The organism is Polyangium jinanense (genome assembly GCF_028435365.1).
Window position 1 is genome coordinate 22,152 of sequence record NZ_JAGTJJ010000033.1, and the last position, 3,967, is coordinate 26,118.

The 3,967-nt window shown below is 66.9% G+C and carries 2 protein-coding genes; one reads left to right on the forward strand and one right to left on the reverse strand.

Translation table 11 applies throughout. The features are described 5' to 3' along the window. Positions 1-21: 21 nt before the first annotated feature. On the reverse strand, positions 22-1,695 hold the full coding sequence (locus KEG57_RS35920) for an acyltransferase domain-containing protein (RefSeq protein ID WP_272427521.1): 1,674 nt from the start codon (positions 1,693-1,695) through the stop codon (positions 22-24). Positions 1,696-2,454: 759 nt separating this feature from the next. Here KEG57_RS35920 and KEG57_RS35925 point away from each other — a divergent pair. Further along, positions 2,455-3,576 (forward strand): NADP-dependent oxidoreductase, encoded by a 1,122-nt coding sequence (locus KEG57_RS35925; protein ID WP_272459277.1) that lies wholly within the window; start codon positions 2,455-2,457, stop codon positions 3,574-3,576. Positions 3,577-3,967: the final 391 nt, after the last annotated feature.

The following is a 3,967-nucleotide window of genomic DNA, read 5'->3' on the forward strand; positions in this document are numbered from 1 at the left end:
TGGGGTTTCACCGCGCGGGATTCAGGGCTCCTCGCTCCCCCCACGCTCGATCAGGGCGTCGATGGTCAGCGCCATCTCGCGCAACGTGGGCGCCTGGTAGACGGCCGTGAGCGGGAGATCGACGCGAAACGTCTTGACGATGCGGGTGCGCAGCCGCGTCGCCACGAGGGAGTTTCCTCCGAGCTCGAAGAAATGGTCGTTCGGCCCGATCTCGTCCGCCGAGAGGAGCTTCGCCCATAACGCCGCGAGCTCCCGCTCGGTCTGGGCCGCGCGATCGGCGCCGCTCTCCGCGGGACGCGCGCTCGCCGCCGGCGCCGGCGCCGCCTCGGGCTCCAGGCGGAGCGGCAGCGGCGGGAGGCGCTCGCGATCGAGGACCACGCCCGCGACCCAGAGCCGGCCGAGGGCCCGAAAGAGGACAGCCCTATCGGCCTGCGCGTCATACACGTGCCGCATCGATTGCAGCACGACCCGCTCCGGCGCGGCGCCGCTCCTCGGGTAGGCAAGGGCGAGGCTGCTCAGGGTTTGCCCGGGTCCTGCCTCCACGTACAGGTTCTGCGGGTCCTGCATGAGCGCGGCGAGGCCTTCCGCGAACCGCACGGGCCGGCACATGTGCGCGGCGAAATAGCCGGGATCCGTCGCCTCTGCCGCGGTGATGGGCGCGCCGGTGACGTTCGAGATGTACGGGATCCTCGGCGGCGCGAGCGTGTAATGCGCGAGGAGCTTCGTCATCGGCTCGATCATCGGCGTCATCATCGTCGAATGAAACGCGTGCGTCGTCTGCACGCGCCGCACAGGCGTCTCCTCCGCGGCGATCCGCTTTTCGAGCGCGTCGATCGCCTCGGGAGGGCCCGCGACGACGGTGAGCTCGGGGCCGTTGATCGCGGACAGGGACAGGTGTTCCCCGAGCATGGGGACGACGGCCTCGTGCGGGAGCGCCACGGCGAGCATGGCGCCGCGGGGCAACCCGTCGATGAGCGCGGCCCTGCGCGCGACGAGGGTGAGCGAATCCTCGAAGGAGAGGACGCCCGCGAGGCACGCCGCGACGTACTCGCCGACGCTGTAGCCGATCATCGCGCCGACGCGGAGTCCGAGGCTCTGCCACGCCCGCGCGAGCGCGTATTCGATCACGAAAAGCGCGGGCTGCGCGAGGCGCGTCTCGGAGAGCCGCTCATCGGCCGGGGTGCGCTTCTGCTTGCTTCGCCCGAGCATGCTCCGCAGATCGATGCCCCCCTTCGGCGCCTTACCCGTCCCCTCGGGCGGGCTCGCGGCGGCCGGGGTGACGCCCTCGGGATAGAGCACGGTGCGTAGATCGAGCCCGAGCTCGGGCTGGAGGATGTCCGCGGCGTGATCGACGACCTCGCGGAACGCGGGCTCCGATTGATAGAGCCCGAGGCCCATGTTCACGTAATGGTCGCCGAGCCCTGGAAACATCAGCACGGCCGTCCGCTCGCTCGCCGGGGAGCCGCGCAAGGCGCGATCGGCGCCGAGCGCGGCCAAGCCGTCCTCGGCTCCCTGGAAGAGGAGCGCGAACCTGTGCGGCCCGAACTCCGGATCGACCGGATGGAGGCCGACCCCCGCGCGCACGTCGTCGGGCGACGTGGACGCGAGATAGCTGCGAAATGCGCGGATGGAAACGTCGAGCGCAGAAGCGCTCCCGGCTGAAAGCAGTGCGAGCGTCCAAGGGCACGGATGCATACGAATTATCCATGGAGGCACGGATCAAGCCGGATCCGATGCTTCAATGACGAGACTCCCCTCGAAGCGGTGACGAACGCCTGACCTCGTGAAATGCAGCGTCGAAAGCTCACCATCCCCACCGGCCGCGCCGCCCACGCCTCGCCGGTGCGGCGTACGCTTCACCAGCATGGGCGTGCATCCATACCCCCTACACCCCGCCCCCTGTTGCACTTATAGAGCGCGGGAGTGCTCATAAGCTTCATGCATAGTGAGGTCGGTTAGCATGATTCCTTCGTCGTGGTCAAGGGAAAACGTGTACACAGTCCAGGCTGGGCCATCCACGTTTGCGATTGCGTGCGACAGCTTTGACCCTCAACGAGTCGACCTGTTACGCCGACGATTGCATGTATGCATCGACCACGCGCCTGCAAGAATTACCGAGACGTGCACTCACGCGCGTGCTCGCATCGCCCCGGTGTGATTGAACCCAGGAAACCGCGCATCATTGCGCTCGAGCCACGCGGCCTTCAACGGGCCATACGCCATGATTTGTAATCACACTTCATCAGATCAAACATCCACCATCAGGTCAGGCATCCAACGTGATGATTTTCAACTTACACATCCCAGGTATACGTGCTGTGAAACACTGTAGTTCACTCACAACGGAAACTTGATGCGTACTTTGCGTCACAAAAATTCGTTTTTCGTGTGCGAGGGACCTTGGGTGTTATCGGGGGGGTGGACACACAGGCCGGGGTGGCGTAACCGAGCGCCATGACGACACGAACCACGATCCTCTCGCGTTCGAAGGAGGTCCACGCGTCTCCTGCGTCTCCTCGAAAGCGAGCGTTCCTCACCCTGTTCGCCGCGCTGGTCATGATGTGTACGGCCTGTCAATCGAAGGCGCCAAGCGAGGCCTCGTCGCCGAGCGCGCAGCCCCCGAGCACGCCACCTCCGCAGACAATGAAGGCCGTGCGGCTCCACGCATTCACGGGCCTCGACGATCTGCGCTACGAGGATGCCCCGCGCCCCCGACCCGGGCCCGGCGAGATCTTGATCCGCGTCCACGCCGCCGCCGTGAATCCGGTCGACATCGCCTTCGCCGCTGGACGCATGCAGGAGCGGGTTCCCTCCACGTTGCCCCTGATCCTCGGCTGGGACGTGTCCGGCGTCGTCGAGGAAATCGGCGAGGGAGCCACGCGCTTCAAGCGCGGCGACGCCGTCTTCGCGTACCTCCCCGGGGGCCGTGACGGCGCCTTCGCGGAGTACGTCGCCGCGCGCGAGGCAGACGTCTTGCCCAAGCCCAAGACGTTGGATCACGTCCACGCCGCCGCAATTCCGCTGACCGGCGTGACGGCATGGAAGTCGCTCGTCGACACGGCGAACCTGAGCGCAGGACAAACGGTGCTCATTCACGGCGGCTCCGGCGGCGTGGGCACGATGGCCGTCCAGATCGCCAAGGCGAGGGGCGCGCGCGTCATCGCGACGGCCTCCGCGAAGAACCTCGAACATCTCCGATCGATCGGCGCCGACCAGGTGATCGATTATCAGGCGACGAAGTTCGAGGACGTGGTGAAAGACGTGGACGTGGTGCTCGACACCGTCGGGAAAGACACCCAGGAGCGCTCCTACAAGGTGCTGAAGAAGGGCGGGCTCCTCGTCGTGATCGTCGGCAAGCCCTCGCCGGAGAAGGCCCAGGAGTTCGGCGTGCGCGCGGTTCGGGTCAGCGCCGGGACAAACGCCGCGCAGCTCGCGGAGGTCGCGCGCCTCGTGGACGAAGGCCGCATCCGCCCCGTGGTCAGCGAGATCTTCCCATTGCAGGACACGCGCCGCGCCCTCGAGCAGATCAAGACCGGGCACACGCGCGGCAAGGCCGTGATTCGCGTCGTGGATTGATCCTGTCGCTCGTGCTGTCGAGGTGGACGGCGTGAGCCTCCGCCCGGCGACGCCTTCGCCCGGCATTCTTCCGCGTCATCGTCGTATTCAGCGAGGTCGTGCCGATGCCCCACGACCGCTTCGGGGTTCTGCACGCCAAGGCGATCGAGTCCTGCAATGGCGTCATCGCCCTGGGCGCGGCCGGCGCGTTCATTTGCTGCCCACCGCTCTCACGGGCAGCGTCGGACCCATGCCAACTGCGCGTTTTGCGTATGGCGGCGTAAACTTTGCAAAGCTCCAGGAGACCCCTGTCGCCGTCGATCTCGACGGTCTGGTCGTCGCGGATCGCGTCCCACTGCACCGGGAACGGTGCAGGAAAGGACGCGATCTCGTGATCGAGCGCAAAGCCGCG

Excerpts from the sequence above, each read along its gene's own strand:
- KEG57_RS35925 (WP_272459277.1), top strand. The coding sequence starts at position 2,455 with ATGACGACACGAACCACGATCCTCTCGCGTTCGAAGGAGGTCCACGCG.
- KEG57_RS35920 (WP_272427521.1), bottom strand. The coding sequence starts at position 1,695 with ATGCATCCGTGCCCTTGGACGCTCGCACTGCTTTCAGCCGGGAGCGCT.